The following is a 26,252-nucleotide window of genomic DNA, read 5'->3' on the forward strand; positions in this document are numbered from 1 at the left end:
GTATCGTTACATTCTCGAAAATAAGCGCGTCCCGAGCCCTCTCATCTCTGCGCGCATCGCTGGCTGATTCTGCGCAGCCGCAATCGAATTCGGACTCTCTCCCCTTCAGGAGAGAGATACGCAAGCTTGGCGCGCTGCGCCTAACCGGTCTTGAGAGGGCTACTCGGCGTCGCAAGGGACATTCCCCTCTCCCAACCGGATCGAGGTCGGAATTGCCCCCGGTAATTCCTGAAACGATCCTTCCTGAGGGGAAAGGGCGTTAATCAGACATCGTCGGCGCTGGCCAGTTCCCGTTCGTCCACCTCGCCCAGCATGCTGGCGGTAACCACAGTCACAGTCGCGTCGCCGGTGACGTTGGTGGCGGTGCGCATCATGTCCATGATCCGGTCCACCCCGGCCACGAAGGCGATGGTTTCCAACGGCACGCCGACCGCGCTGAACACTGCGCCCATCATCACCAGCCCGCCGCCCGGAATCCCTGCCGCGCCGATCGACCCGATGGTCGCGAGCAAGGCGATGGTGAAATAATCCGCCCAGGTCAGGTCCACCCCGAACAGCTGCGCCCCGAACAGGGTGACGAGGCCCAGATACATCGCGGTGCCGTCCATGTTGATGGTCGAACCGAGCGAGACGATGAAGCTGGAGGTCGGCTTGCTGACACCAAGATTTCGCTGCGTGCAGCGCAGGGTGACCGGCAGCGTCGCCGAGGAACTGGCGGTGGAGTAGGCGACCGCGATCGCGTCGATCATCCCACGGAAGAAGCCGAGGATGGACACCCGCGCCATGAAGGCGATCATGGCGGCATACATGACGCCGATGATCAGGAAGCAGCCAGCGTAATTGAGCGCCACCAGCTTGCCCAGCGCGATGACCGCCGGGATGCCGAGCGTGCCGACCACCCAGGCCATCAGCGCGAAGACGCCGAAGGGGGTCAGTTCCATGATCAGGATGGTGATCTTCTGGAAGATCAGCGCGCCACCGTCGAACGCCCTGGCGATCATCGCCGCGCCGCGCGTGCCGCTGTCGGTTTCCGCCTCGTCGTCGTCCTCCACGTCGCCGCGCGCGAGCAGGATGCCCACGCCGACCAGCAGGCTGAACACGATCAGCGGCAGGACCTGCACGTTCGCCATCACGCCCACCGGGCTGACCGGGATCATCGACCGGACCATTTCGCGCCAGTCGAAGGCGGAGGGTTCGGGCGTCTCGCCCATCTGCAGGATCGAGGTATCGACCCCGATGCCCGGCTGGATCAGCGTGCCCAGCGTCAGGCCGAGGATGACTGCGATCTGCCCGGTCACGAGGAACAGCACGATGGCGCGCCAGCCGACACTGCCCAGCCGGCCGAGATTGCCGATCGAGGCGACGCCCGCGACCACGCTGAAGAAGATCAGCGGGACGATCAGCATCTTGATGAAATCGATGAAGACGTCGCCGACGATCTTGATCGATTCCGCGCCCGGCCCCCAGAGATAGCCGGTGATGCCCCCCAGTATCAGCGCCGCGATGACCCGCTGCCACAGCGGAATGGCGAACCAGGCTTTCATGTCAGGCTTTCTCCCCAAATCCTCAGGCACTTGCCTAGCGGAGCGGCAAGGGGAGTGGAAGCGGGCGTTGGCAGGCGTCCACCGGACCCGGCGTTACGCCCCCGCCAGCGCCGCCTTCGCAATGCGGGCGTAGATGCGCGCGAGTGTGTCGAGGTCCGCCATGGCGACCGCCTCGTCGCGCTTGTGCATGGTCGCGTTGACGAGGCCGAACTCGATCACCGGGCAAACCGCGCGCAGGAAACGGGCATCGGAGGTCCCGCCACTGGTCGAGGCTTCCGGCACCACGCCCGTTTCCGCTTCCACAGCATCCGCGATCATCTGCGAGAATTCGCCCGGCGGGGTCAGGAACGGCTCGCCGGAAATGACCGGCCGCGCCGTGCCGCCATGCCGTTCGGCTATGGTCGTGACCGTTTCCGCCAGCGAGGCGCCCGAATGGGTGTCGTTGAACCGAATGGAAATGCGCGCGCGGGCAGTTGCAGGAATGACGTTATGCGCCGGATTGTCGACTTCGATATCGGTGATCTCCAGATTGCTCGGCTGGAACCAGTCGGTCCCCTCGTCCAGCGCCAGCGCGTTGAGGTCCGCCAGCATCGCGACCAGCCGGGGGATCGGATTGTCGGCCAGGTGCGGATAGGCGACGTGGCCCTGCGTCCCCTCGACCTCAAGCCAGATGTTGACCGATCCGCGGCGGCCGATCTTCATCATGTCGCCCAGCCGGTTCACGCTGGTCGGCTCCCCCACCAGGCACAGGTCCGGCGCGTGGCCGTGTTCGCGCATGAAATCGATCAGAGCCTTGGTACCGTGCAGCGCCGGGCCTTCCTCGTCCCCGGTGATGATGAAGCTGATCGTGCCCGCATCCTGCGGCACGTCGTCCATCGCCGCCACCATGCAGGCGATCGCGCCCTTCATGTCGACCGCACCGCGCCCGTAGAGCAGCTCGCCGCGCTCTTCCGCGTGGAACGGGTCGCTGACCCAGCCGGTGCCGGGCGGCACCACGTCGAGATGGCCGGCAAAGGCGAGATGGCGCGATCCAGGGGGCCCACGGCGGATGGCGAACAGGTTCTCGACCGGCGCCTCGTCCGAACCTTCAGGGCCATCGCCCCGCACGAAGCGTGTGACGGTAAAGCCGTGGGGGTCGAGCAGCGCCTGCATCACGTCGAACACGGCGCCTGTCGCAGGCGTGATGCTGGGCGCTTCGATCAGTCGCTTGGCGTGGGCAAGGGCTTGGGACATAAGCGCCTCGCTAGCAGGAGTGTTCGCCCATGCCCAAGCTCGATCTCGACGCCATCGCGAAGACCAACGCCACCGGATACCCGCCGCCCTACGATGCGGACGTGGTGGGCCGCTGGTATCGCCGGCTGGCACCGGTGGCGGGGCTGACGAAGCTGGGTGCCAGCCATGTCACGCTGGAGCCGGGCGCCTATTCCTCGCAGCGCCACTGGCATCGCGGGCAGGACGAGCTCGTCGTGATGCTGGCGGGCGAAGCGGTGCTGATCGACGATGCGGGCGAGACGCCGGTCCGACCGGGCGACGTGCTCGCCTTCCCGGCCGGGGAAGAGAACGGCCACCGGCTGCACAACCGGTCCGACGGCGCCTGCGTGTTCGTAGCGGTCAGCGGCGGCGCGCGGGAAAGGGATTCGGGCGAATATCCCGACATCGACATGGTGTTCGACGCGCAAGGATACGCCCGCAAGGACGGCACCCGCTACGACGCGGAACGGCCGGCCTAGCGACGCTCGGGTTCGGGCAGAGCGCCGGGCGCGAATGCCTCGTCCAGCAGGCGCGCCATGCGCAGGCCCGCCTGGCGGATGCGCCGTTCCACGACCGGCAGGGCGGCCACGATGTCCTCCTGCGTCAGGCGGGTTTCGAAGGGCAAATCGCCCTCGCAGGCGTCCTCGTCGAAGGCGAGCGGGTAGACGATTTCGCGGCTGATCTGCCAGCTTTCCCGGCCCCATTCGGCCGCGTCGCCACCGGCAAGCTCGGCCCGTTCGGCGGCCGAATAGCGGCGCACCACCGGATCGCGCGTCTGGGTGATCGCACGTTCGGCCAGCGGCCCGTCCCAGATGGAATGCAGGTTCAGCCCCGGCACGATGTCGTAGGCGGCCTTGCGGTCGTTGCCGCCCCGGTCGTCCTTGTCGCCCGAATGGAGCGGCATGTGCACGTCGCCCACGAAATGGACGAGGAACGCCATCGCTTCCAGCCGGACATTGGCCGGCAGGCTCTCGTCCGCCAAGAGGCGCAGGTTCCGATCGACCTGCGCGGTCACGCAATTGCCGCCCGAGCAATTCTCGCCCGCGTCGTAGGCCTTGCAGATCGGCGCGGTGCGGTAGTGCCAGGCGCCGGTATAGCCCCAGCGCCAGCCCGTCCGGCGGATGCAGTCCGGCCACACGGCGGCATCCTCCAGCGTCTTCACCTCGCATTCCGGCGTGCCGAGCCGGTCCTCGTAGCGCAGCAGGCGCGCGATCCCGTCGCGTGTGCGGGGCGAGACGTTCTCCAGCGCGACGTCGGCTGTGGTGCGATGCCCGTATGCGCCCCAGGCGGCCGCTTCGACCGGCAGCAGCAGGGCGCACAGCGACGCGGCGAAGGCGATCAGCCCCGCTGCACGGTTTCGTATTGTTCGATGACCCATTCTTCGTCCTCTGCGCCCGCAATCCACTGCTGCAGCCACTGGTGTTCCCAGACCGCCTGCATGTAGCTTTCGGCGAAGCCCGGCATCTGGAAGCGATAGGTGATGAACCGGCTGACCACCGGCGCGTAATAGACGTCCGCCGCGCCGAACGTGCCGAACAGGAACGGCCCGCCCTGCCCGAACCGGGCGCGCGCTTCGGCCCATAGCTGGAGGATGCGCACTACGTCGCGCTTCGCCTCTTCGGTGATCGTCGCGTCGTCGAAGCGCTTGCGCACGTTCATGGGGCATTCGCGCCGGAGCGCGGCATATCCGCTGTGCATTTCGGCGACCATCGAGCGGGCCATGCCGCGCGCGGTATCGTCCTTCGGCCAGAACCGGTCGCGCCCGACCTTGTCGCCCAGATATTCGAGGATCGCGAGACTGTCCCACACGACCGAATCGCCGTCCCACAGGATCGGGACCTTGCCGTGGGACGGGGCCAGCCCGCCGTCCTGGTCCTTCACCGCGTCCCATTCCTCGCCGAACATGGGGACGATGATTTCCTCGAACGACAGGCCCGACTGCTTGGCGGCCAGCCAGCCCCGGAGGCTCCAGCTGGAATAGTTCTTGTTGCCGATGATCAGTTTCATGCCGCGCCTGTTTCCCACCAGCTTCGCAAGTCTGGTCGCGGGGTAGGCATTCAGCGTGACGCTGTCGAGAATGAATATCCCGGAACCCCGGCCATGCAATGCGTTGTCATCCCATGACCCTTCTGCGCGCCACCCCTTCGTCCGCAGCCGCACTCGCCCTTGCGGGGCTGGCCGCCGCCTGCCAGCCGGCCACGACCGGCGAGGACGCGGCCGTCGGTCGCGAGACCACGCCCGCCCCGGCCGCAAGCACGCCCGCGCCCTCGCCATCGGGTCCGGCCACGACGCCCGCCACGTCGACAGTCGCCGCCGATCCCGGCCAGACCGCATTCGACTGCGCACCCCTGCGCCAGGACCTGACGCCCGAGGCCATGCGCAGCGAAACCGGTGCGCGTTCGGCGCTTATCGACTGGAGTGCAGGTCTCGAATACGGACGGTACGACACTGCGTGGTGCCAGTTCGCCGATAGCGGCGCGGCCAGCGGAATGACCCGCGCCGAATTCACCCGTTACTGGAGCGCGTTCGACGATGTGCGCATCGCGGTCCCGGGTGGCAGGATGGAGGGCGCGGCGGGCACCAGCTACTACACCGTGCCGACGACCGTGACCGCGACCGACGCGAACGGAAATCCGGTCCGTTTCGAAGGGGAGGTTATCCTGCGGCGGGTGAACGACGTGCCGGGCGCGAGCGAGGAACAGCTTCGCTGGCTTTTCCGATCCGCCGACCTAAAACGCGTGGCGGGTTAGGCGGCACCCAGCGTATCGGCCAGCACCGCGGCACGCAGTTCCGGGATGCCGAGGCCTTTTTCCGCGCTGGTCACATGCAGTTCGGGAAAGGCGGCGACATGCTTGCGCGCTTCTTCCGCGGTGCGGGCGGCGACCGCATCCAGCTCGCTTGCCTTGATCTTGTCCGCCTTAGTCAGGACGATGCGATAGCTGACGGCCGTTTCGTCCAGCATTTTCATCATCTCGCGATCCACGTCCTTCAGGCCGTGGCGGCTGTCGACCAGCACCAGCGTGCGGGCGAGGACCTGGCGGCCGCGCAGATAGGTGCGCACCAGCTGCTTCCAGCGTTCGACCACTTTCACCGGCGCCTTGGCGAAGCCGTATCCCGGCATGTCGACCAGCCGGAACTGCGTCGGCTCGCCGACCTCGAAGAAGTTCAGTTCCTGCGTCCGGCCCGGCGTGACGGACGCGCGCGCGATGCTGCGGCGACCGGTCAGCGCGTTCAGCAACGTGCTCTTGCCCACGTTCGACCGTCCGCAGAACGCGATTTCCGGGCAGGTCGGTTCGGGCAGGAACTTGAGCTGCGGCGCGGACAGGAGGAAGTCCACCCGCCCCGAAAACAGCTTCGAGGCCTGCCGTGCGCGGGCTGCTCGCGCCGCCTCCTCGGCTGGATCGGCCGCATCCGCCGCCGGGCCGCCCTGCGCCGCCGGATCGAACCCGGTCACGCGCCCTTCGCCTCGCGTTCCTTCGCCCGCTCGCGGTCTTCCTTGTTCTTCGCCGCCTGCGCCTTCAACTGCGGGTGACGCGAATAGAGGTAGCTCTGCTGCGTCAGCGTCAGCACGTTGTTGGTGATCCAGTAGATCAGCAGGCCGGCCGCGAACGGCGCCATGACGAACATCAGGATCCACGGCATGATCGCGAAGATCTGCTGCTGCATCGGGTCCATGCTGGTCGGGTTGAGGCGGAAGGTCAGCCACATCGAAATGCCGAGCAGGACCGCCAGAGGACCGATCGCGAGGAGGCCGGGCACTTCGAACGGCAGCAGGCCGAACAGGTTCAGGATATGCGCCGGGTCCGGCGCGGAGAGGTCCCTGATCCACAGCGCGAAGGGCTGGTGGCGCATCTCGATCGCCAGGTAGAGCACCTTGTACAGCGCGAAGAAGATCGGGATCTGGATCAGCAGCGGAAGGCAGCCGGCCAGCGGATTGACCTTCTCCTTCTTGTACAGCGCCATGATCTCCTGCTGCTGCTTCTGCTTGTCGTCCTTGTACTTCTCCTGGACGGCTTTCATCTTCGGCTGGATCGCGCGCATCGCCGCCATGGACGAGAACTGCTTCTGCGCGATCGGGAACAGGACCAGGCGGATCAGCAGCGTCATCAGGATGATCGCCACGCCGAAATTCTTGACCAGGTCGAACAGGTGCGTGAGCAGCCACCAGATCGGCTTGGCGAGGACCGAGAACCAGCCCCAGTCGATCGAATTGTCGAACTTGGTGACGCCCGCCGCTTCGTATTGCGACAGGATGGCGCTTTCCTTGGCGCCCGCGAACAGCCGGGTGGTGCGCGTGACCTGCTGGCCCGCGGCCACCGTCACCGGCTCGTACACCAGGTCCGCGCGGTAGAGATCGTTGCCGAGCGAGGTGAATTCGCCGTCGACCGCCGCGCCGTCCTGCGGGATGAGGGTGGACAGCCAGTAGATGTCGGTGAAGCCGAGCCAGTCGACGTTGCCTTCCGGCGTAACCTGCCCTGCCTCCTGCACGTCGTCGTAATCGTTGCTGAAATCGACCGAGCCGCCGAAGGCGCCGATCGGGCCCGAATGGACCAGCCACTGGTCCGCGCTCGCCGTCGTGCTGGTGCGCGCGACATAGGCGAAGGGCTGCACCACCATCGCACCCTGGCCGGTATTGGCCGCGGTCTGGGTGGCGGTGATCATGTAGTGTTCGTCGATCTCGAACCGGATCGCGAAGCTCTGCCCGCCATCGCTGCGATAGCGCAGCGTGACCGGCGTTTCCTGCGTCAGCCGGTCGCCGTCGACCTGCCATTGCGTGTCGTCGGCAATCCGCTGCCCGTCGACCAGGAAGCCGAACTTGGCGAACTGCTGCACATCGGTGCCCTGCGGCGCGAACAGCCGGATCGGGCCGCTGTCCTTTTCCACCTCCTGCCGGTGGGTCTTGAGCGTGATGTCGTCGATCCGCGCACCGACCGAATTGAGCGATCCGGACACTTCCGGCGCATCGATCGGGACCCGGCCAGCCGCGCCCAGCGCGCCGTCCAGCGTGACCGGCACCACCGTGGTGGTGCCTTCGATATCGCCGGCTGGGACGGCAGCAGTCCCGGCGGGCGCGGTGCCGTCCGCCTGGCGGACCTGCGCGCGCTGCGCGGGATCGTCCACCCGGTCGGCCTGGGTCGTTCCGGTAACATCGGGATAGAGGAAGCGGGTTGCCGTGTCCCACCCGATCAGGATGAGACCGCACAGCACCACGGCGAGCAACAAATTGCGCTGATTATCCAAGATTCGTCTGTCCCGTTCGTCCGATCAAGGCCCGATATAGGCAAGTTTTCACGGTTGTCTTGCTTGCGTATCGCTTTCGCGTGTCAGGGCACCGGGTCGTAACCGTGGCCGCCCCATGGGTGGCAGCGCCCTATACGCTTAATCGCCAGCCATCCACCCTTGATGACGCCGTGCTTGCCCAGCGCCTGGATCGCGTACTCGCTGCACGATGGCGCGAAGCGGCAAGTGGGCGGCAGGATGCGCGACGGGCCGAGCTGCCAGCCGCGCGCGATCAGGATGAGGATCCGTTTCACGGCGCCAGCCTATGCGCGCATGCCGGGTGAAGTCGAGTAGCCATCAGGAGGACCGCCGCCTCGGCCCGCGCCGGTTTCGCGAGCGGCGCGGATCGCCCTTGCCCTCGGCAGCGCGCACCAGCGCGGCGGACAGTTCTTCCTGCAGTTGTGCGAAGTCGCGTTCGATGCCGCCGTCCCTGCCGATCAGCACGTGGTCGTGGTCCGGCAGGCCCTGCCCGGGCAGCGCCTGGCGCAGCAATTCGCGAAACCGCCGCTTCATGCGATTGCGCACGACTGCATTGCCGATTTTCTTGGTGACGGTGATGCCGTAGCGCTTGCCGCGCCCGCCATTGGGTCTCGCCAGCAGAACGAAACCGGGCCGCGCAACGCGCAGCCCGCTGTTCGCGGACAGGAAGTCCGCGCGTTTCCGGATTACGGCGATCTCTCGATCGCCCGCCTGCGGTTCAGGCGGTGAGCTTCTTGCGTCCACGACGACGACGCGCGCGCAGCACATTGCGGCCGCCAACGGTGGCCTTGCGGGCGAAGAAGCCGTGGCGACGCTTGCGCACGAGATTGCTGGGCTGGAAAGTCCGCTTCATGATATCCTCGAGATACGAAACAAAAAGGGCCGCCGTTGCCGGCAGCCGCCTTACAAGCCAGCGCCCTTATGGAAGAAGCGGCAGCGAGTCAAGAATTGTGGCGCCGGCATAGGCGATCTTCGGGGCGATGACCTGCGCGTCCTCTTCCCCGACCCATTCGCGCATCTCGCCCGCGTCGAGCCAGCGGGCCGCTGCATGGGGGACGGAGTTGGTCATGGCGTAGAAGCCGCGCGCGGATTGCTCGTCCAGCCCCATCTCGCGGTAATAGTCGATGTAGAGAAGGTGGGTCGGGTGGTCGGCGGCGAAATCGCTCGCTTCGCGCCCGCGCGTGTCCATCCAGCTGTGCACCGCGAATCGCGCGCCCTCGTCGATACGGCGGCTTTCCCCGGCGAGGAACAGTTCGACCGCGCCCGAGCGGACCGATCCGCCGGCGGGCACGTGCGTGGCAAGGCCCGCGGCCCTGATCCGCCGGCCCAGCGCGAGGTTCGCAATGTCGTTTTCCGTGCCCGGGCAATCGACGAGGCGCAGCGTCGCGATCTGCGGGAAGGCGCGCATCATGGCATCGAATTCGCGCAGGCTGGCCTCGTTGCTGACCCCGTTCATCTCGGCAGTCTGCGCGTCCAGCACCCGGAAGGCACCGAACTGCGCGAGCGCGGGCGCCGCCGGCTGGCGCGGCGCGGCGAGGAAACGTTCCGCGCCCGCTTCCGCTGTCTCGTCCACCCGCACCCACTGGCCCGTCTGCGGGTTCCATTCCTCAACATAGGTCTCGACGTAGAGGACCTGCGCCCGCGCCTGCACGGGGGCGAACGCGATGACGAGCGCGGAGGCGAGAACGGCAAGAAGGCGGGCGAAGGTGACCATCGATTGCCCGGATGCACCCCCGCCCGTTACGCACGCGCTTCCGATCAGGGTTGCCAACGGGTTTACGATGAGGCCGCGTTAATCATAGGTTGCGCTCGACTTGGCGGCAGGCTTGCGGCAATCCCTTGTGCGAGCAGGGGGAATCTTCACTTTTGGTCGCACTCGTCAGAACGGTCGCCTATCTCGGGCTGGAAGCACGCGCGGTGGAGGTGCAGTGCCAGCTGGCGCCCGGCCTGCCGCGTTTCGGCGTGGTCGGCCTGCCGGACAAGGCGGTCGGCGAAAGCCGCGACCGGGTGCAGGCCGCGCTGTCCGCCATGGGGCTGAGCCTCCCGCCCAAGCGGATCACGATCAACCTCTCGCCCGCCGATCTGCCCAAGGAAGGCAGCCACTACGACCTGCCGATCGCGCTGGCCCTGCTGGCCGCGATGGGCGTGACCGACGGTGAACAGCTGAACGACTGGATCGCCGTCGGCGAACTCTCGCTCGACGGACGGATCGCCCCGAGCCCGGGCGTGCTGCTCGCCGCGATCCACGCGAACGAAGAGGAAGCGGGCCTGATCTGCCCCGCGGCGCAGGGCGCCGAAGCGCGCTGGGCCAGCGGCGTCCCGGTCATCGCCGCGCCGGACCTCGTCGGCCTGCTCAACCATTTGAAAGGCACGCAGCAATTGCCCACGCCCCAACCGGGCGAGGTAGAGACGGCCGCGCCCGGCCCCGACCTGAAGCAGGTCAAGGGGCAGGAAACCGCCAAGCGCGCGCTGGAAATCGCGGCGGCGGGCGGTCACAACCTCCTGATGGTCGGGCCCCCGGGTGCGGGCAAGAGTCTGCTCGCCTCCTGCCTGCCGGGCATCCTGCCCGAGCTTTCCCCGGCGGAGGCGCTGGAAGTCAGCATGGTCCAGTCCGTCGCCGGCACGCTGGAAGACGGCCGCATCAGCCGCGCCCGCCCGTTCCGCGCGCCGCATCATTCGGCCAGCATGGCGGCGCTGACGGGCGGAGGGCTGAAAGTAAAACCGGGCGAGGTCAGCCTGGCGCATCTGGGCGTCCTGTTTCTTGACGAGTTGCCGGAATTCCAGCGAACGGTCCTCGATTCGCTGCGCCAGCCCCTGGAAACGGGCAAGGTCGATGTCGCCCGCGCCAATGCGCATGTCACGTTCCCTGCCCGGGTCCAGCTCGTCGCGGCGATGAACCCGTGCCGGTGCGGGCATCTGGGCGATCCCGCGCTCGCCTGCAGCCGCGCGCCGCGCTGCGCCGCCGATTACCAGAGCAAGGTCAGTGGCCCGATGCTCGACCGGATCGACCTGCACGTCGAGGTGGACCCTGTCAGCGCCGCGGACCTCGCCCTGCCGCCGGCCGCGGAAGGCAGCGCCGAAGTTGCCGCACGGGTGAGCGCCGCGCGCGAGCGGCAGACCGCGCGCGCGAAGGAGAGCGGTGCGCGAACCAATGCCGAACTGCAGGGCGATGCGCTGGACCGCTGGGCGACGCCGGACGAACCGGGCCGCACCCTGCTGATGCAGGCGGCCGAGGCGATGCGCCTGTCCGCCCGCGGCTACACCCGGATGCTCCGCGTCGCGCGCACCATCGCGGACCTTGCCGGATCGGACCAGGTCGGCCGGATCCACGTGGCCGAAGCGCTAAGCTACCGCAGGCAGGGCATTCGCGCCTGATTCTCCGGGCGGCTTTCCGGAACGCATCGACGCGCCTGCCGCTTTCCCATCGAACAGGAAAGGATGGCAATGGGTTACCTGAAGAACGGCACCTGGCACGACGAGTGGGCGCATAACGACGAGGATTCGGGCGAGTTCGAGCGCGACGAGAGCGCGTTTCGCAACTGGATCACGCCGGACGGATCCGCCGGCCCTACGGGAGAGGGCGGCTTCGAAGCCGAACCGGGACGCTACAGGCTCTACATCAGCCTAGCCTGTCCCTGGGCTCACCGGGCCAATGTGGCGCGCAATCTCAAGGGCCTGACCAACCAGATCGAGCTCGTCAGCGTCCACTGGCTGATGAAGGAAGGCGGCTGGTCATTTCGCGAAGGCGAATGCGTGACGCCCGATCCGGCGATCGGCGCGCAGAATCTTCACGAGCTCTACACCCACGCGAAGTCCGACTATTCAGGGCATGTCACCGTGCCTTTGCTGTGGGACACGAAGACCGGAACCATCGTCAACAACGAGAGCGCCGACATCCTGCGCATGCTCGGTTCCGCCTTCGATCGCGTCGGCGCGAACGATCGCGATCTCTATCCCGAAGCGAGCCGGGAGGAGATCGACGAGCTGAACGACCGGGTTTACGACGCGGTCAACAACGGCGTCTACAAGGCCGGCTTCGCGAGCAGCCAGGACGCTTACGAAAAGGCGGTTGGGCCGCTGTTCGCCATGCTGGACGAGCTGGAAAGCCGGCTGGACGGAAAAGACTGGCTGGTCGGCGGGCAACTGACCGAGGCCGACGTCCGCCTCTGGACCACGCTCGTCCGGTTCGACCCGGTCTATCACACGCATTTCAAGTGCAATGTCCGGCGTATCAGGGACTACCCCAATCTGGCGGCCCTGACGCTGCGCCTGTACGAACTGGAGGACGTGGCGGAGACGGTGAACTTCCACCACATCCGCCATCACTATTACGAGAGCCACGAACGCATCAATCCGCACGGCATCGTCCCGGCCGGTCCCGATCCGCTGCTCCCGATCCGGACCTAAAGGCATCCAAACTGACGGGACGCCACAATCGACGCTAATCGCGTGCGTAGGGCGTATTCTCGATTTTCCTGCGGGTCAGGTCCGGCGCGCCGTCGTCCCACCAGACGGGGCCGCGTTCGCCCAGCGCGACCTTGGCCTGGTGGACGCGCCGGCGGGCTTCCTTTTCCGCGTCCGCATCATCCGCGCGTTTCGCCGCGCCAACGGCGCGGCGTGCATCCATCAGGGTATTCACCAGTGCCTGGCGTCTGTCTTCCGGAATGGAGGGATCGGTAGCGCGCCACAGGACGCCGTCGACGATCAGGTAGCGCCCGTCCGGCGTGTGCTCGGGTCCGGCCAAGCTATTCGGCCGCCTGCGCCTCGACGGCGAAGTCGCCGAAGGCCAGGCTTTCGCTCCGGCTGGCGCGGGTACCATCGGCCCGCTGCCCTACGGCCTTGCGGTCCACCAAGTTGAGGTCCGCCGGGCCCAGGATCCGCCCGTCATGCGCCAGGATCGACACGGGCCCGATCGGCAGGCGATCGCGCTCGTCGACCAGCACCGGGTTTTCCGACACGAAATCGCCGCCGTATTTCTGGCCCCACTGGCGCAGCGCGACCATCGCGGGCAGCAGGTCGTAGCCCTTTTCGGTCAGCCGGTATTCGATCCGGCGCCGATCGTCCGCGCACGGTTCGCGCGTCAGGATGCCGTGCTCGACCAGCTTGACGAGGCGGTTGGACAGGATGTTGCGGGCGATGCCCAGTTCACTGAGGAATTCCTCAAAGTGGTGCAGCCCGTTGAAGCTGGCCCGGAGGATCATGAAGGCCCATCGCTCGCCCATGACCTCCAGCGCCTCGGGAAGGCCGCAAGCGGTCAGTTCGCGCAGCGGTTCGCGCAGTTCGGTACCCATATCCTCGTCTCCGTGCCCGGTGTGTAGCGCAGTTCCGTAGCGTCACAAAACCGAAACAAAGTTTTAAGTTGCAACTTACAACCTAGGCAGATAGGTAGCGATTCGCAACCGGAACTTCGGCACCCCGCCGGTGCGCCGGATGTCAGCGAACCAAACCAGATCGAAGGACAAACCGATGACCCTCTCCCTCCCCCGGACCCGCCTGCTCACCGTCGCCGCCGCGCTGGGCTACACCGCCTTCACCTTCGGCGCGCTGACCGCGCCGGTCGAAGCGCGCGACGCCGCCTATTACAAGGTCCAGCTCGCCGAGCCGACCGCGCAGGAAAAGGTGATCGTGCGTGGTACCGCCTTCGTCTGCCGGGACGACAAGTGCATCGCCGCCAAGGGCCGCTCGCGCGCCGAGGTGATGTGTGGCCGCCTGCGCAAGGAAGTGGGTCCCATCGTCAGCTTCAGCGCGGACGGCACGGCCTTCACTGCCGAACAGATCGCCGCCTGCAACGCGGACTGATCGGCGATCGCGGGGCGCACCCTCTCACGCCCCGCGTCCAGGCCCCCGGCAGCGATGCCGGGGGCTTTTTCATTCCGGCAGCAAACCCGCCTCAACGAGCGCGGACTCGAGCGAGGCCGCATCGGTGAAATGATGCACCTGCCAGCCGAGCCTGCGAGCGGCGGCGATGTTGTGCTCGTTGTCGTCGATAAAGAGCATGCTTTCGCGGCGATGGCCGAAGCGCTTTTCCGCCAAGTCGAATATGGCCGAGCCGGGTTTGAGCAACTTCTCCTCGCCCGAGACCACGATGTCGCGGAAACGGCCGAAAACGGGCTGCGTCGGGCGGAAGCGAGCCCAGAAATCCGCGCCGAAATTGGTGATGGCGTAGAGCGGCACGCCTAACGCATTGAGCCGCTCGATCAGCTCGATCGTCCCTGGCACCGGCCCGGGTATCGTTTCCAGCCAGCGGGTATCGTAGGCCGCGATCTGCTTGGCATATTCGGGGAAGATCGCCTGTCGTTCGGCCACCATCTCGGCGATTGCGCGGCCCGCATCGTGCTGGCCGTGCCAGTCGATCGTGACGACGTGGTCGACGAACCACTGCGCCTCGTCCGGATCGTCGAACAGCGTGCGCAGGAAATCGACCGGCTCCCAGCGCACGATCACGCGGCCGACATCGAACACCACGGCTTCGGGCCTGTTGGTCATTTACCGGGCCTCAGACATGCAAAAGCCCCCGCTTTCGCGGAGGCTTCCGTCAGCATCCATGCCGCGAGCAGCTCGCGGCATCGCGCGTTCAGCCCTGGCGGGCCTTGAAGCGGCGATTGGTCTTGTTGATGACGTAGGTGCGGCCGCGACGGCGAATCACGCGGCAGTCGCGATGGCGGTTCTTCAGCGACTTGAGGCTGTTGCGGACTTTCATGGCTCTATCCCGAATAAAAACAGGCACCGGAGACAGTCTCCGATGCCGGAAAATCGAACTGGCACGTAGTGGGCGAATCGGGCGAAGTCAAGATTCTCCGCGGATGCCGGACAGCGTGCGTTCCCACTGCAACGCGTGCCCGATGATGGCATCCAGATCGGCATGGCGCGGCTGCCAGGGAAGCGTGGCCCTGAGGCGCGAGGGATCGGAAATCAGCTCGCCCGGATCGCCCGCGCGCCGGCCTTGCAGCCGCCGCTCGATCCGGCGGTTCGTCACCCGGTCGACCGCGTCGAGTACTTCCATCACCGAAAAGCCCCGGCCGTAACCGCAATTCATGGTCAGCGACCGGCCCGGCTCCGCCATCAGCGTCTCCAGCGCGAGGACGTGCGCTGCGGCCAGGTCGCTCACATGGATGTAATCGCGCACGCCTGTCCCGTCCCGCGTATCGAAATCCGTCCCGTACACCGCGACATGGTCCCGCTTGCCGAGCGCCGCTTCCACAGCGACCTTGATCAGGTGCGTCGCGCCGGCGGTGGACTGGCCAGTCCGCCCTTCCGGATCGGCACCCGCGACGTTGAAGTAGCGCAGCGCGCAATAGTTCAGCGCATGCGCGGCGGCGGTATCCGCCAGCATCTGCTCGGTCATCAGCTTCGACCAGCCATAGGGATTGATCGGGCGTTGCGGCGTGTCCTCCGTTACGCGCGCGACATCGGGCACTCCATAGGTCGCAGCCGTGGAACTGAAGATGAAATGGGGCACGCCCGCCGCGACTGCCGATGCCAGCAGCGCGCGGCTCTTCACCGTGTTGTTGGCGTAGTAGTCGAGCGGCTTCTCGACCGATTCGGGCACCACCACCGATCCGGCGAAGTGCATGATCGCGCCCGTCCCGCCACCCATGCCTTGCTCCGCGAAGATGCGTTGCAGCAGCGCGTCATCCGCAATGTCGCCTTGGTAGAACGGGACGCCGTCCGGCACGGCGAAGCGGAAGCCGGTCACGAGGTTGTCGATCACCGCGACGGGCCAGCCCGCATCCTTCAGGGCAAGCACGGCGTGGCTGCCGATATAGCCGGCGCCGCCGGTGACGAGGACAGGTGTGCGTTGGGTCATGACCGCCGCGCTAGCAGCACCGGATTACCGGACGGTCAACCATCATCGCTGCCCCATGCAACCAGTGCCGTTCTCGCGCGTTGAGCGTCCATGAGAAAACCAGCCATCGCCTCGCTCGTCGCGGCACTCGCGCTTTCCGCCTGTGCCGGGTCCTATACCGGCCCCGCCGAAGTGACCCGCTTCGTCGCGCAGAATCCCGTCAATGCCGGCAATCGCACCATCGCCACGGTGGTCGATCGCGATGGCGGCGACGCATCCTTCTTCGCATCGGCTTACGAAGACGCGGTCGAGGCGGAACTCAGCCAGCTCGGCTATGCCGTCAATCCGGCCGACCGGTCCGGCCAGACCGCCGAAATCCGCGTGCAGCGCTTCGGCATCGACAGCGCGGGGCGCCGGTCCCCGGTCAATGTCGGCGTCGGCGGATCGACGGGCAGCTATGGCAGCGGGCTCGGCCTCGGCATCGGGTTCAACCTGGGCGGCGGGGAACGCCCGCGCGAAGTGACCGAGCTTTCGGTCCGCATCCGCGGGGTGGGCAACGAGACTTTGTGGGAAGGCCGTGCCGAGCTGGTGACAAGCGACAATGCCGACCTTGCCGAACCGCGCGCCAATGCGCAGGCGCTGGCCGAAGCGCTGTTCCGCGGCTTTCCCGGCAAAAACGGCGAAACCATTACCGTAGACGTGAAATAAGGGGGGCGACCCGCATAATGACCGATATCGCGATCGATTGCGCATTCGACAGTGGCAATATCGAGGTTCTGGGGGTCGACGGCGCAAAGGCGCGGCTCGCGGTGCGAAAGGACAACCAGTCCGAATTCAAGCAGTGGTTCCACTTCCGCGTCTCGGGCGCGGCGGGCCGCGAGCTGGAACTGACCATCGAGCAGATGGAAGACAGTGCCTATCCGCTGGGCTGGCCCAACTACAACGCCCGCGTCAGCGAGGACCGCGAATACTGGGCTGCTGCCCCATCCAGCTACGACAAGGGCAAGGGCGCTCTCACCATCCGTTACACCCCGGCCAGCGATATCGCCTGGTTCGCCTATTTCGCGCCCTATTCGATGGAACGACACCACGACCTCGTGGCAGAAGCCGCGGCCAGTGAAGGCGTGACCTACCGGCGGCTGGGCACCTCGATCGACGGTCAGCCGATCGACTGCCTGACGCTGGGCGAAGGGGACAAGATCGTCTGGCTCTATGCGCGCCAGCATCCGGGCGAAACGCAGGCCGAATGGTGGATGGAGGGCGCGCTGGAATGCCTGACCGATCCGTCCGACCCCGTCGCCATGAGTCTGCGGGAGAAATGCACCTTCCACATCGTGCCCAATTGCAATCCGGACGGATCGCGGCGCGGCCACCTGCGCACCAACGCCATCGGCACCAATCTCAACCGCGAATGGCACGAGCCGAGCGCGGAAAAGAGTCCTGAAGTGCTGGCGATCCGCGACGCGATGGATGCGGACAAGCCCGACTTCGCGATGGACGTCCACGGGGACGAAGCGATCCCCGCCATCTTCCTCGCCGGGTTCGAAGGCATTCCCAACTGGTCGGACGAGCAGGGCGAGCATTTCTACCGCTATCAGCGGATCCTCGCGCGGCGCACGCCCGACTTCCAGATGGAAAAGGGCTATCCCAAGTCGCGCCCGGGCGAAGCCAACCTGGCGATTTCCACCAACCAGGTGGCCGACCGCTACGGCTGCCCGGCCATGACGCTGGAAATGCCGTACAAGGACAATGACGACCGGCCCGACCCGGAGCAGAACTGGTCCCCCGAACGGTGCAAGCTGCTCGGCCGCGACTGCCTCGCCGCGCTGCTGGAATGGCTGGACGAGGACTGAGCATTCACAGGGCGGACGGTCTCGAAGTATCAGATCGCCGCGTAGATAACACCGATCCCCGCCATCACTGAGAGCGGTGAAATCGCGCGTACGGCAACAATCGGAAGGCGGTCAGCCCACCAGATGGCATAGGCGGAATGCCATCGAAGCGGGATGACCAGCAATACGATCGAGGAAAGCACGATAAACCATCCGGCAATCTCGAAGATTGCCGGCATTTTCGACGCCGTAGCACGCAGGACGAGCGCCACACCCGCGAGAAGTCGCAGCCCTTGTTCGACATTGTTGATCCTACGCGTCGCGGCCGTTTGTCTGAGGGTTCGCAGCGCGGCGTGCGGGCAGCCCGCCATGAAGCCTCCTGTGACGACCAGCCACAAGCCCAAGGCCACACTGCCGAAGACCGATCGTTTCCATAAACCGCGGTATGGCATTGCTTTCGCCGGCCGCAACGGGATCGTGATCTTGACCTCAAGTAACCCAAAGGTTACATGTAACCCATGAGTTACAAAGGGTGGTCCGATGGCCGACGATTTCGAAGCAGCCGATACCTTCAGCAATTCACGGGCGGTCATGGCTCCGTTTATGGGCCTGCTGGTCCTGGTCGTGCAGCAGGGAACGCTGTTCGCCTGGGACTGGGGCGACGACTCGCTGCTGCAGATCGCCGTCTGGCTCGGCTTCGCCGTTGTCATGCTGGCACTGCTGCTGACGGGCGGCGGCTGGTTCCTCTCGAAACGCGCGCGCGAACTGGCGAATGACGAGGTGACCAGGGCGAACCGTCAGGCGGCCATCCAGATCGGGTTCGTCGTCGCGATGGTCATGTGCTTTCTGGTCTGGGCGATCTCGCCCTTCGAACCGCTGCATGCGCAACGCGCCGCCAATCTCATCGCCAGCATGACACTGGGCTGCACCTTCGTCGCATTCGGAATGGCGGAGTTGCGCACCAATGCCGGCGGAGCTTGAGAACCGTGTCCGCCTGTTCCGCGAGGACCGTGGCTGGACACAGGCGCAGCTCGCCGAGGCGATGGGTGTCAGCCGGAAGACCGTGAACACGGTCGAAAACGGCGTGTTCTCGCCTTCGGTGATCGTGGCCCTGAAGTTCGCGGAAGCTCTGGACCAGCCGGTCGAACGCCTGTTTCAACTGGTCCGGTAGGATTGCCGCGCGGAGTCGATCAGCCAAGGCTCTCCGGTCCGAAGGCGCGCGGCAGCAGTGCGGACAAAGTCGTTTCGCGCACGATGTCCGGGCCCACGCACAGCACGCGCGGGTCGGTACCGCCGAGGGCGGCAAGTTCGTGCAGCACCTGCCGACAGCGACCGCAGGGCGTGATCGGGTCCTCTCCGGGGCCGGTCACCGCGACCGCGACGAGGCCCCCGCGACGCCCCTCGCCCATCGCCTTGGCGACTGCGACGGTTTCCGCGCACAGCGCGAGGCCGTAGCTCGCATTCTCTATATTGGTGCCGGTCACCACCCGTCCGTCCGCGAACAGCAGCGCCGCGCCCACGGGAAAGCTTGAATAGGGAGACCAGGAATTACGCGCCGCCTCGCGCGCGGCGGCGATAAGGGCGGTATCGTCCATCACGTCCTCGCTCATGGCCTCGCCACCATCCATTCCACCGGTTCCTCGCTCGCCTCGCTCATCAGGTCCTCGTTCGCGGTCCACAGCACCCAGGGGCGCGTCACGTAGTCGGGTTCGAACCGCGTGCGCGTCAGCCAGAGGTTGCGGTCCATCTTGCCCGCGATGCCGAACCGCTCCTCGAAAGCGGGCGACAGCTTCAGGATCGCGTGCATCCCGGTATGCGCTTCCACCTGGTTGACCAGCGTCAGCAGTTCGCTTTCCACCGCCGCGTCGGACACCCGGTCGGCACATGCGTTTTCCGGCACGTCGAGCGCGATGACCGGGGGCAGCATGTCGCCCGCGCGCGGCACCACGGTCACGAAATTGGCCGATTGCGGATCGGCACGCAGGCACGGGTCGAACAGGTGGACCGCGCCCGCCGGGATGCCTGCCTCGCGCGCCGCTTCCAGCCGTGCACCGAAGCGCGGCACGCGCCCGTCCCCGCCATCGCTGGCGTCGATATAGGCGAAGTCCGCCCCCAGCGCATGCGCGGCGACGAAATCGATCGCGCCGTCCGATCCGCGCGCGTGGATACCCTGCTCGGGGTAAGTGCCCTCGTCCGGCGTCCAATGCTGGACGCTCCACCACAGCCAGCCTGCCCCGATGGCGCAGGCCAGCACCAGCGCGGCGAGCGAGCGCCACAGCCATTTGCGCGGTCGTGCCTTGCGTCCCATGCCCCGTAAGCCCCCGCTCAGCCCTTGATGTGGAGGACGCAGATCAGCGTGAACAGGCGGCGCGCGGTGGCGAAATCGGTTTCGATCTTTCCCTCCAGCTTTTCAAGCAGCAATTCCGCCGCCCGGTTGTGGATGCCGCGCCGTGCCATATCGATCGTCTCGATCTCCGCCGGCGTCGCCTTGCGGATCGCCTGGTAATAGGAATCGCAGATCGCGAAATATTCGCGGATCGGGCGGCGGAAACGGGCGAGGCCCAGCACCAGCGTATCGAGCGGGATGCCCGCGGTGTCGGCAATGGCCAGCACCAGCCGCCCTTCCTGGACTGAGAGTTCGAGGTGGTAGGGTCCGTTGTGCCCATTGCCGGCAGCCTTCAGCGGCTTGAAACTGTTTTCCTCGATCAGGTCGAAGATCGCCACGCGCCGTTCCTGCTCGATGTCGGCGTTGCGCCACAGGATGGTCGCTTCGTCGAGTTCGACCTTGGCGATGCGCCAATCGGGAGCGGGCTGCGCGGACATTGCCCGATTCGCTTTCGCAGATCGAAGCGGGTGCCGACAAGTGCCATCGCGCCACACCTTCGAACGATCCCCGCTATCCACAACGCGGTATCGCTCGTGACCCCTTGCCATTGCCGGGCGGGAGCGACCAATACGCCCCGATGGCCGAACAAGACCTCCTCACCCGACCTGTCGGAAACGCGCTCGCCACGACCGAGAATGGCGGCGTGCAACCGCGCGCGCTGCCTGCGAATATCGACGCGGAAGCGGCGTTCCTGGGCGCGGTGCTGATCGACAACCGGGTGACCGAGGAACTGCCGGTGGAACTGCGCCCGGCGCATTTCTTCGATCCGCTGCACCAGCGAATCTACGAGCGGATCCAGACCCTGCTGGAACGCGGCGCGGTGGTCACGCCGGTGACGCTCAAGCCGTATTTCGAGGCGGACGAGGCGCTCAAGGACGTGGGCGGGATCACCTATCTCGCCCAGCTGACCGCCGACGGGCAGGGCCTGCTCGCGTCGCGCGAACTGGCGCAGCAGATCTACGACCTGGCGCTGCTGCGCGAGCTGGTGAGCGTCGGCCGTACGCTGGTGGAAGGCGCGCTCGACACGAGCGAGGACGTCGCGCCGCTCGACCGGGTGGCGCAGGCCGAGGCGGACCTGTTCCGGGTGGCCGAAGGGGCGACCGGCGGCGACGACACGGCGAGCTTCGCCTCTGCCACGCACAAGGCGCTCGGCCTGATCGAGCTGGCGATCAATTCCGGCGGACACATTTCGGGCAAGACGACCGGCTTCAATTCGATCAACGACAAGTGCGGCGGCCTGCACAATTCGGACCTCATCATCGTCGCCGGGCGCCCGGGCATGGGCAAGTCCTCGCTTGCGACCAACATCGCGTTCAACTGCGCGGATCGGCTGCTGCGCGACCGCCGCGACGGGATCGAGGAGGAGAAATCCGCCGGTGCCGGCGTCGCCCTGTTCAGCCTGGAAATGTCGAGCGACCAGCTCGCCACGCGTATCCTGGCCGAACAGGCGGAAATCAGTTCCGAAGCGCTGCGCATGGGCAAGATCAGCCGCGACGATTTCCAGAAGCTCAGTTTCGCCAGCCAGCGGCTGGCCGAACTGCCGCTGTTCATCGACGATACGCCCGCGCTCACCATCGCCGCGCTGCGCACCCGCGCCCGGCGGCTGAAGCGCAAGCACGACATCGGCCTCATCGTGATCGACTACCTGCAGCTGTTGCAGGGTTCGGGCCGGGCGACCGACAACCGGGTGAACGAGATTTCCGAGATCAGCCGCGGCCTGAAGACGCTGGCCAAGGAACTGCAGGTCCCGGTGATCGCCCTGTCCCAGCTCAGCCGCGCGGTGGAACAGCGCGAAGACAAGCGCCCGATGCTGTCGGACCTGCGCGAATCGGGATCGATCGAGCAGGACGCCGACATGGTCTGGTTCATCTATCGCGAGGACTATTATGTCGCCGCGCGCGAGCCCAAGCGCCCGGTGGAAACGGACGACGCCAAGACGCACGAGGCACACGCGGCCTGGATGGCGGAAATGGAACGGGTCTTCGGCCTTGCCGAACTGATCGTCGCCAAGCAGCGCCACGGCGCAACCGGCAAGGTGCGCCTGCGCTTCGAACCGCGCATCACCCGCTTCAGCGACCTCGCCGAAGGCGAGATGGACGGCGGATACGACTGAGGTCTGCCGGAGGTCCGGGCCTCAGAGCCCGAGGTTCAGCCGCCGCGACACCGTGTAATCGAGCACGGACACCAGCAGCCAGCTCGCCCGCCAGCGTATCCGGTTCCACAGGGTCGCGCGCCTGGCGTGCAGCTCCGGCGTGATCGCGCGCGAGGCCTCGATCTGGTGGTCGACGAATTCGCGCATCCGGTCCGCCAGCGCCGCATCGCGGATGCGCAGCATGATTTCCAGGTTCAGGTAGAGGCTGCGCATGTCGAAATTCGCGCTGCCCACATACACCACGTCGTCCATCACGATCAGCTTGGTGTGCAGCTTGCACGGCGTGAATTCCCATATTTCCACGTCGCGCTTCAGCAGCTTGGCGTAGAGCGACCGGCTCGCCCCGATGGTGGCGTTGTTGTCGCTCTTGCCCGCCATCACCAGCCGCGCTTGGCCACGCTGCGCGATCCGGCCGATCCGTTTGAGCGAGGACTTTCGCGGCGAGAAATAGGCCATGACCATATCCAGCCGGCTCGCCTTTTCCAGGTCCTCCCGCACGCAGCGCGCCCATGTGCTGAGCCCGCCGGTAGGCCCGCCGACCAGCCACTGCGCGTCCCCGTCGGACCACTCCCAGTCGCTGACCGTGTCGCGGATCGCGCGAAAATGCGCGCCATCGTCGTCGGTCCATTCGCGCAACCGTTCGAACCAGCGGGACAGACCGTCCACCGCCGACCCTTCGATAGCGACCGCGATGTCGTTCCAGCCATTGGCGGCGGGCGGCGCGAAATAGTCGTCCGAGATGTTGAAGCCGCCGAACATGGCGCGTTGCCCGTCCGAGATCACCATCTTCTGGTGGTTGCGGATGAGGTATCGCTGGCTGACCCGGTCGCTGAACCGGTAGACCGCGGCGCCGCCCGCGCGCAGCGGGGCAAGGAATTCGTCGCTCGCTTCCGCGCCGAACCCGTCCAGGATCAGGCAGACCGCGACGCCGCGCCCCGCCGCCTCGGCCAGCGCATCGCGCAGCGCCGTGCCGATCGCGTCCTCGGCAAAGATGTAGAAACAGAGGTCGAGCGTGTTCCTTGCCGACGCGACAAGGTCCAGCAGCGCCTCGCGCCGGTCCGCTCCGCCGGGAAGGATTCGCAAGGACTGGCCCGCGGCCTCGAGCGCGAAGGGCGCGGGATCGGCATAGCCTTCGCCCCCCGGCACGGCCGAACCGGCGTCCGCGTGCATCCGCACGTCCGTATCGGACGCTTCGACTGGCCCCCTCGAATTCATCCGTACCCGCATAGGACCCTCTCGCGGAGCGGGCAAATCCTTGACTTTCGGCGGTCCGCAAGCTAGTTGCGCGTCAATCCTGAAAACCTACTTTTTTGGAGTGCCCCTATGGCGCGCGTTACCGTCGAAGATTGCGTCGACAAGATTCCCAACCGTTTCGATCTCGTCCTGCTGGCCGCCCAGCGCGCGCGGGAGATTTCGGGCGGTGCGGAAATGACCGTCGATCGCGACCGGGACAAGAACCCCGTCGTCGCCCTGCGCGAAATCGCCGAACAGACGGTGAAGCCCAAGGAACTGCACGAAGCGGTCGTCACCAACCTGCAGAAGATCCTGCCGGACGACGAGGACGATGCGGATGAAGTGGCATCGCTGAGCCAGTCGGCCGAAGCCCTGCGAATCACCGCGTCGGCCCCGACCCGCTCCACTTCCGTCGGATCCGATTACGACGGCTGATCGGGCCCGACCCCGAAGCGAATCACGAAGGCCGCCCATCCGGGCGGCCTTTTTCGTTTCGGGTCCATTCTCTTCGAGCCGATTTCTGTCCGACATCGGGGCAGCGTTCAGCCTGCGTCGATCCGCGCTTGTCTTTTGTCGTGCATCGCGCACATCCAGCGAAGGCGCGCGCGGCACGAGAGAGGCTTTCGAACACCATCATGGCGGTCATCGCGATCTACAGCGTCAAGGGCGGGGTCGGAAAGACGACCTTCGCGGTCAACCTTGCCTGGTGCTCCGCCGCGATTTCCCGCCGCACGACCCTGCTCTGGGATCTCGATGCCGCGGGCGGGGCCGGCTTCATGCTGGGGATCGACCCGAAAAAGAAGCGCAGCGCGGACGAAGTCATCGCGCGCGAAAGCGATCCGGCGAAGCTCATCAAGTCCACCGGGTACAAGGACCTGGACCTGCTGCCGGCGGACGATACGCTACGCGCGCTCGACCGCCAGTTCGACCGGCTGGGCAAGAAGAAGCAGCTTGCCAAGATCACCGGAACGCTGGGCCGGACCTACGAACGGATCATCTTCGATTGCCCGCCGGTGCTGAACGAGACGAGCGCGCAGGTGGTCCGCGCCGCCGATCTCATCATCGTGCCCCTGCCGCCCTCACCGCTGTCGTCGCGCGCGTTCGATATCGTGGTGGACGAGGTGAAGGAGCAGACCAAGAAGCACCCGCCGATCCTGCCTGTGCTGTCCATGCTAGACCTGCGCCGCAATCTCCACCGCGAGGCACGCGAGCAGAATCCGAAATGGCCCGCCATCCCGCAGGCGAGCGCGATCGAGCAATGCGCGGTGCGCCGGGAGCCGGTTGGGGCGTTCGCTCCCCGGGCCGCCGGCGCGCGCGGTTTCGCGCAATTGTGGACCGCGATCGAGCGGAAGCTGGCGAAGCTTTAATGCCCGCGGCCGGTTTCGGCCTGCAGTTCGTCGATCATGCGCGAGGCGTCCGCCTTGCTGAGGTCCGTCTTGTAATCGTCCGGCCGTCCGGCTTCCTCGCACAGCGTCTTGAGATAGCTCGCCTGCGCGCCGGTCATGCGCTCGTCGCCGGTGGTCCAGTTGTCCGGATCCTTCTGCGCGTTGGATACCGGATCGGCCTTGGGATGGTCTGTCGGGGTGGGGGCAGTCATGGGTAATCTCCTTTCCCACCGAACGTCCATGTTCTATTTCTGTTCCGGCTCGACCGCACCCCTTCCGGTTTGGTAAGGGCCGGGGTGGAGGAGACGGGGGAATGAACGATCTGCCGGATGCGTTGGGCACGGCCGCGGAAGGCGGACTGTATGCGCGCGCTGTCGATGGCCCCGCCGGCTCCCGCCCCGACGGCACGGGGCATTTCGCGGAAGGGAACTGCCTCAATTGCGGGACTGCGCTGGTCGGCAGCCATTGCCATGCCTGCGGGCAGCAGGCGCACTTGCACCGGACCATCGGTGCCTTCCTGCACGATCTCCTGCATGGCGCGCTTCATTTCGAGGGCCGGATCTGGACCACGCTGCCGATGCTGCTGCGCAAGCCCGGGGAACTGACGCGCCGCTATATCGAGGGGGAGCGGCGCCGCTTCGTGTCGCCAATGGCGCTTTTCCTGTTTTCCATCTTCCTGATGTTCGCCGTGTTCCAGGCGATCGGTTTCACCACGCCGACCACGCTGAACGGCCCTTCGCGCGAGCAGATCGGTTCGGCCATCGCGGAAGACATCGGCGAGATGGAAGAAAGGCTGGCCGGACTGGATGCCGATCTGGCCGACCCGGATACGAGCGCGGAGCGGCGCGACCGCCTGACGGAACAGCGCACGCAGATGGCAGCCGAGCTGGACGCGGCGCGCGCGGCGACTTCCAATCCCTTCATCCAGGGGATGCTGGACGGATCGGGTAATGGCAACACCGGCGGCGGGTTCACTCCCACCGGCGACACGGGCGTCGGCTTTCTCGACAAGCTCAACACCAAGTGGCGCGAGAACCCGGGGCTGATGCTCTACAAGCTGCAGGCGAACAGCTACAAGTTCAGCTGGCTGCTGATCCCGCTGTCGATCCCCTTCGTCTGGTTGCTGTTCGCGTGGAAGCGGCGCTTCCGCGCCTACGACCACGCGGTCTTCGTGACCTATTCGCTGTCCTTCATGTCGCTGCTGTTCGTCGCGGTCTCGATACTGGGGACGCTCGGGCTGGCGAGTATCTGGAGCTTCACGATACTGACCACGGTCGGATCGGCGCATCTCTACAAGCACCTGAAGCACAGTTACGGCCTGTCGCGCTTCTCCACCGTCTGGCGCTTCCTGATGCTGCTGTTCTTCATCCTCGTGATCGTGCTGTTGTTCGTGCAGATCCTGGTGGTGCTGGGCGCGTTCTAGG

Annotated in this window: 34 protein-coding genes; 13 read left to right on the forward strand and 21 right to left on the reverse strand. The window is 66.3% G+C overall.

Features of this window, described 5'->3' with window-relative positions; genetic code table 11:
- Positions 1-263: 263 nt before the first annotated feature.
- Positions 264-1,544 (reverse strand): dicarboxylate/amino acid:cation symporter, encoded by a 1,281-nt coding sequence (locus tag AB1K63_RS09570; protein ID WP_366959884.1) that lies wholly within the window; start codon positions 1,542-1,544, stop codon positions 264-266.
- Between the two features lie 93 nt (positions 1,545-1,637).
- Positions 1,638-2,777 carry a succinyl-diaminopimelate desuccinylase gene (gene dapE, locus AB1K63_RS09575; RefSeq protein WP_366959885.1) on the reverse strand — a complete coding sequence of 380 codons (1,140 nt, stop codon included), beginning with the start codon at positions 2,775-2,777 and terminating at the stop codon, positions 1,638-1,640.
- 29 nt (positions 2,778-2,806) lie between these two features.
- Here dapE and AB1K63_RS09580 point away from each other — a divergent pair, with 29 nt between their 5' ends.
- Positions 2,807-3,274, forward strand: a complete 468-nt coding sequence (locus tag AB1K63_RS09580; RefSeq protein WP_366959886.1) for a cupin domain-containing protein — start codon at positions 2,807-2,809, stop codon at positions 3,272-3,274.
- Here the strand turns inward: AB1K63_RS09580 and AB1K63_RS09585 are convergent.
- Positions 3,271-4,173, reverse strand: coding sequence for a S1/P1 nuclease (locus AB1K63_RS09585; protein ID WP_366959887.1), 903 nt, complete (start codon positions 4,171-4,173; stop codon positions 3,271-3,273). The genes AB1K63_RS09580 and AB1K63_RS09585 overlap by 4 nt on opposite strands.
- Positions 4,134-4,802 carry a glutathione S-transferase family protein gene (locus tag AB1K63_RS09590; protein WP_366959888.1) on the reverse strand — a complete coding sequence of 223 codons (669 nt, stop codon included), beginning with the start codon at positions 4,800-4,802 and terminating at the stop codon, positions 4,134-4,136. Before AB1K63_RS09590 ends, AB1K63_RS09585 begins: the two co-directional genes overlap by 40 nt.
- A gap of 113 nt (positions 4,803-4,915) precedes the next feature.
- On the opposite strand from AB1K63_RS09590, the gene AB1K63_RS09595 reads away from it, so the two are divergent.
- Positions 4,916-5,545 (forward strand): hypothetical protein, encoded by a 630-nt coding sequence (locus AB1K63_RS09595; protein ID WP_366959889.1) that lies wholly within the window; start codon positions 4,916-4,918, stop codon positions 5,543-5,545.
- Here AB1K63_RS09595 and yihA read toward each other — a convergent pair.
- The 6 genes from yihA to AB1K63_RS09625 all read right to left on the reverse strand — a co-directional run bounded on the left by yihA (position 5,542) and on the right by AB1K63_RS09625 (position 9,768).
- Complete coding sequence (gene yihA, locus AB1K63_RS09600) at positions 5,542-6,147, reverse strand: ribosome biogenesis GTP-binding protein YihA/YsxC (RefSeq protein WP_366960689.1); 606 nt, start codon at positions 6,145-6,147, stop codon at positions 5,542-5,544. The genes AB1K63_RS09595 and yihA overlap by 4 nt on opposite strands.
- Before the next feature lie 98 nt (positions 6,148-6,245).
- Entirely contained in the window at positions 6,246-8,036 is a 1,791-nt protein-coding gene (yidC, locus tag AB1K63_RS09605; protein ID WP_366959890.1) for a membrane protein insertase YidC, read from the reverse strand.
- An 83-nt stretch (positions 8,037-8,119) separates the two neighbouring features.
- Positions 8,120-8,329 carry a membrane protein insertion efficiency factor YidD gene (gene yidD, locus AB1K63_RS09610; protein ID WP_366959891.1) on the reverse strand — a complete coding sequence of 70 codons (210 nt, stop codon included), beginning with the start codon at positions 8,327-8,329 and terminating at the stop codon, positions 8,120-8,122.
- A gap of 43 nt (positions 8,330-8,372) precedes the next feature.
- Positions 8,373-8,741: a ribonuclease P protein component gene (rnpA, locus tag AB1K63_RS09615; protein WP_366960690.1), complete on the reverse strand. Its 369-nt coding sequence runs from the start codon at positions 8,739-8,741 to the stop codon at positions 8,373-8,375.
- Positions 8,742-8,772: 31 nt separating this feature from the next.
- Positions 8,773-8,907 (reverse strand): 50S ribosomal protein L34, encoded by a 135-nt coding sequence (rpmH, locus tag AB1K63_RS09620; RefSeq protein ID WP_366959892.1) that lies wholly within the window; start codon positions 8,905-8,907, stop codon positions 8,773-8,775.
- Between the two features lie 66 nt (positions 8,908-8,973).
- The gene (locus AB1K63_RS09625) at positions 8,974-9,768 is read right to left on the reverse strand and encodes an alpha/beta hydrolase (protein ID WP_366959894.1); all 795 of its coding nucleotides are present in this window, start codon (positions 9,766-9,768) and stop codon (positions 8,974-8,976) included.
- A 152-nt stretch (positions 9,769-9,920) separates the two neighbouring features.
- Between AB1K63_RS09625 and AB1K63_RS09630 the strand changes: the two genes are divergently transcribed.
- Both AB1K63_RS09630 and AB1K63_RS09635 read left to right on the forward strand, forming a co-directional pair.
- Positions 9,921-11,429 carry a YifB family Mg chelatase-like AAA ATPase gene (locus tag AB1K63_RS09630; protein WP_366959895.1) on the forward strand — a complete coding sequence of 503 codons (1,509 nt, stop codon included), beginning with the start codon at positions 9,921-9,923 and terminating at the stop codon, positions 11,427-11,429.
- A 69-nt stretch (positions 11,430-11,498) separates the two neighbouring features.
- Complete coding sequence (locus AB1K63_RS09635) at positions 11,499-12,461, forward strand: glutathione S-transferase family protein (RefSeq protein ID WP_366960691.1); 963 nt, start codon at positions 11,499-11,501, stop codon at positions 12,459-12,461.
- Positions 12,462-12,495: 34 nt separating this feature from the next.
- Here AB1K63_RS09635 and AB1K63_RS09640 read toward each other — a convergent pair whose 3' ends face one another.
- Positions 12,496-12,798 carry a hypothetical protein gene (locus AB1K63_RS09640; RefSeq protein WP_366959896.1) on the reverse strand — a complete coding sequence of 101 codons (303 nt, stop codon included), beginning with the start codon at positions 12,796-12,798 and terminating at the stop codon, positions 12,496-12,498.
- Position 12,799: 1 nt separating this feature from the next.
- Positions 12,800-13,345, reverse strand: a complete 546-nt coding sequence (locus AB1K63_RS09645; protein ID WP_366959897.1) for a helix-turn-helix domain-containing protein — start codon at positions 13,343-13,345, stop codon at positions 12,800-12,802.
- A gap of 175 nt (positions 13,346-13,520) precedes the next feature.
- Here AB1K63_RS09645 and AB1K63_RS09650 point away from each other — a divergent pair, with 175 nt between their 5' ends.
- Positions 13,521-13,853, forward strand: a complete 333-nt coding sequence (locus tag AB1K63_RS09650) for a hypothetical protein (RefSeq protein ID WP_366959898.1) — start codon at positions 13,521-13,523, stop codon at positions 13,851-13,853.
- 69 nt (positions 13,854-13,922) lie between these two features.
- On the opposite strand, the gene AB1K63_RS09655 is transcribed toward AB1K63_RS09650, so the two are convergent.
- From AB1K63_RS09655 to galE, 3 genes are all read right to left on the reverse strand, one after another.
- Positions 13,923-14,540, reverse strand: a complete 618-nt coding sequence (locus tag AB1K63_RS09655; RefSeq protein WP_366959899.1) for an HAD-IA family hydrolase — start codon at positions 14,538-14,540, stop codon at positions 13,923-13,925.
- Between the two features lie 88 nt (positions 14,541-14,628).
- The gene (gene ykgO / locus AB1K63_RS09660) at positions 14,629-14,754 is read right to left on the reverse strand and encodes a type B 50S ribosomal protein L36 (RefSeq protein ID WP_011415100.1); all 126 of its coding nucleotides are present in this window, start codon (positions 14,752-14,754) and stop codon (positions 14,629-14,631) included.
- 87 nt (positions 14,755-14,841) lie between these two features.
- Positions 14,842-15,861, reverse strand: coding sequence for a UDP-glucose 4-epimerase GalE (galE, locus tag AB1K63_RS09665; RefSeq protein WP_366959900.1), 1,020 nt, complete (start codon positions 15,859-15,861; stop codon positions 14,842-14,844).
- A 90-nt stretch (positions 15,862-15,951) separates the two neighbouring features.
- Here galE and AB1K63_RS09670 point away from each other — a divergent pair, with 90 nt between their 5' ends.
- Together AB1K63_RS09670 and AB1K63_RS09675 are read left to right on the forward strand one after the other, a co-directional pair.
- Positions 15,952-16,548, forward strand: a complete 597-nt coding sequence (locus AB1K63_RS09670; protein WP_366959901.1) for a hypothetical protein — start codon at positions 15,952-15,954, stop codon at positions 16,546-16,548.
- Between the two features lie 17 nt (positions 16,549-16,565).
- Positions 16,566-17,693 carry a M14-type cytosolic carboxypeptidase gene (locus tag AB1K63_RS09675; RefSeq protein ID WP_366959902.1) on the forward strand — a complete coding sequence of 376 codons (1,128 nt, stop codon included), beginning with the start codon at positions 16,566-16,568 and terminating at the stop codon, positions 17,691-17,693.
- A gap of 29 nt (positions 17,694-17,722) precedes the next feature.
- Here the strand turns inward: AB1K63_RS09675 and AB1K63_RS09680 are convergent, their stop codons facing one another.
- Positions 17,723-18,265 carry a hypothetical protein gene (locus AB1K63_RS09680; protein ID WP_366959903.1) on the reverse strand — a complete coding sequence of 181 codons (543 nt, stop codon included), beginning with the start codon at positions 18,263-18,265 and terminating at the stop codon, positions 17,723-17,725.
- Here AB1K63_RS09680 and AB1K63_RS09685 point away from each other — a divergent pair.
- Both AB1K63_RS09685 and AB1K63_RS09690 read left to right on the forward strand, forming a co-directional pair.
- Positions 18,264-18,653 carry a hypothetical protein gene (locus tag AB1K63_RS09685; protein ID WP_366959904.1) on the forward strand — a complete coding sequence of 130 codons (390 nt, stop codon included), beginning with the start codon at positions 18,264-18,266 and terminating at the stop codon, positions 18,651-18,653. The two genes, AB1K63_RS09680 and AB1K63_RS09685, sit on opposite strands and share 2 nt — an antisense overlap.
- Complete coding sequence (locus AB1K63_RS09690; RefSeq protein ID WP_366959906.1) at positions 18,637-18,843, forward strand: helix-turn-helix transcriptional regulator; 207 nt, start codon at positions 18,637-18,639, stop codon at positions 18,841-18,843. Before AB1K63_RS09685 ends, AB1K63_RS09690 begins: the two co-directional genes overlap by 17 nt.
- A 19-nt stretch (positions 18,844-18,862) precedes the next feature.
- On the opposite strand, the gene AB1K63_RS09695 is transcribed toward AB1K63_RS09690, so the two are convergent.
- The 3 genes from AB1K63_RS09695 to AB1K63_RS09705 are packed head-to-tail and all read right to left on the reverse strand — an operon-like array spanning position 18,863 to position 20,495.
- Entirely contained in the window at positions 18,863-19,267 is a 405-nt protein-coding gene (locus tag AB1K63_RS09695) for a cytidine deaminase (protein ID WP_366960692.1), read from the reverse strand.
- Between the two features lie 11 nt (positions 19,268-19,278).
- Positions 19,279-19,980 (reverse strand): glycoside hydrolase family 25 protein, encoded by a 702-nt coding sequence (locus AB1K63_RS09700; RefSeq protein ID WP_366959907.1) that lies wholly within the window; start codon positions 19,978-19,980, stop codon positions 19,279-19,281.
- A gap of 17 nt (positions 19,981-19,997) precedes the next feature.
- On the reverse strand, positions 19,998-20,495 hold the full coding sequence (locus tag AB1K63_RS09705) for a UPF0262 family protein (RefSeq protein WP_366959908.1): 498 nt from the start codon (positions 20,493-20,495) through the stop codon (positions 19,998-20,000).
- A gap of 140 nt (positions 20,496-20,635) precedes the next feature.
- Here AB1K63_RS09705 and AB1K63_RS09710 point away from each other — a divergent pair, with 140 nt between their 5' ends.
- On the forward strand, positions 20,636-22,171 hold the full coding sequence (locus tag AB1K63_RS09710) for a replicative DNA helicase (RefSeq protein ID WP_366959909.1): 1,536 nt from the start codon (positions 20,636-20,638) through the stop codon (positions 22,169-22,171).
- A gap of 21 nt (positions 22,172-22,192) precedes the next feature.
- Here AB1K63_RS09710 and AB1K63_RS09715 read toward each other — a convergent pair whose 3' ends face one another.
- Positions 22,193-23,425 (reverse strand): cardiolipin synthase B, encoded by a 1,233-nt coding sequence (locus AB1K63_RS09715; protein ID WP_366959910.1) that lies wholly within the window; start codon positions 23,423-23,425, stop codon positions 22,193-22,195.
- 108 nt (positions 23,426-23,533) lie between these two features.
- Between AB1K63_RS09715 and rpoZ the strand changes: the two genes are divergently transcribed.
- On the forward strand, positions 23,534-23,878 hold the full coding sequence (gene rpoZ, locus AB1K63_RS09720) for a DNA-directed RNA polymerase subunit omega (RefSeq protein ID WP_366959912.1): 345 nt from the start codon (positions 23,534-23,536) through the stop codon (positions 23,876-23,878).
- Between the two features lie 200 nt (positions 23,879-24,078).
- Positions 24,079-24,810: a ParA family protein gene (locus AB1K63_RS09725; RefSeq protein WP_366959913.1), complete on the forward strand. Its 732-nt coding sequence runs from the start codon at positions 24,079-24,081 to the stop codon at positions 24,808-24,810.
- On the opposite strand, the gene AB1K63_RS09730 is transcribed toward AB1K63_RS09725, so the two are convergent.
- Positions 24,807-25,040 (reverse strand): DUF3072 domain-containing protein, encoded by a 234-nt coding sequence (locus AB1K63_RS09730; protein ID WP_366959914.1) that lies wholly within the window; start codon positions 25,038-25,040, stop codon positions 24,807-24,809. The genes AB1K63_RS09725 and AB1K63_RS09730 overlap by 4 nt on opposite strands.
- 101 nt (positions 25,041-25,141) lie before the next feature.
- Here AB1K63_RS09730 and AB1K63_RS09735 point away from each other — a divergent pair, with 101 nt between their 5' ends.
- Complete coding sequence (locus tag AB1K63_RS09735; protein WP_366959915.1) at positions 25,142-26,251, forward strand: DUF3667 domain-containing protein; 1,110 nt, start codon at positions 25,142-25,144, stop codon at positions 26,249-26,251.
- The last annotated feature ends 1 nt before the right edge of the window (position 26,252 follow it).

This window comes from Qipengyuania sp. JC766, from assembly GCF_040717445.1.
GTDB lineage: Bacteria > Pseudomonadota > Alphaproteobacteria > Sphingomonadales > Sphingomonadaceae > JC766.